Below are 899 nucleotides of genomic sequence, written 5' to 3'. Positions count from 1 at the left end.
TGTTTAATAGCAATAAGTAAGACTTTGATGTAATCTCCATCTTTTCCCCTGCTCCACACCCAACGTGCGATTTTCACCGCATTAGGCGTTCCATCTTATTCTTTTAGACTAAGGCAATTAAATTACAAACTTTACGAAATTTGTTTAGCTTCTTCAATTGTTTTCCATCTAATTGAAGAATGTTCCTATATCGTTCAATCGTCTTTTCGCTTGTAGCATGGATTAATTTATGGACATCTTCATGTACTATTACAAGATTGCTAAATTCATCTGTGCCTTCCATATGTCGGGGGAATTTATGGTGACAGTGCACCTTATCTGATGTCAAAAATCTCCCTGTTACTGCACATTTGCCTAGTTGCATAGAGTACCTTGAAATTCTGTTATCTGCGAATTCTAAGTTGTCTTTACCGTAAGGTATTTGTAACATCTTGTTTATCTCTATGGCAATGTCAGCTCTGAGGTTTTGATGAAGTTTAAGCCTTCCTTCTTTTGTATAGTTACATATATCCTGACTAAAGTTCATAGCATTCCTTGTTTGAATATCTCCTAAGGGAAATAAATACAAACCAGCAATTTTATATGTTTTGAAATTATTCTTATGAAGTCTCTTGTATGTTTCCGATGGCTTGATAGGTCTTCCATATCTTCCAATTGATTTTACATGATGTAACTTCACATTATTGACTAAGAACTGACATCTTGCCATTACATGATGGGTTGACCTGTTTGGTCTAAATCCGTATGAATGGTGATAAAATTTAGCTTCACAAATTGGCTCTAATACTTGTTTGAATATCTGTTGAATTAATCTATCCCTCATAGTTGGGATACCTAACGGTCGTTTCTTTCCATTCGGTTTAGGTATTTCAACTCTTCGTACCGTTTGAGGTTTATAA

General features: G+C 34.9%; 1 protein-coding gene. It reads right to left on the bottom strand.

The features are described from left to right. Positions 1 to 103: 103 nt before the first annotated feature. On the bottom strand, positions 104 to 899 hold a 796-nt coding region (locus JN080_RS28820), incomplete at its 5' end, for an HNH endonuclease signature motif containing protein (protein WP_256239359.1).

The sequence above is a fragment of the Bacillus sp. EB600 genome (assembly GCF_024494385.1).
Classification (GTDB): domain Bacteria; phylum Bacillota; class Bacilli; order Bacillales; family Cytobacillaceae; genus JAEVLT01.
Note: the sequence above shows the minus strand (reverse complement) of the source record. Positions and strands in the feature narration are given on the sequence as shown.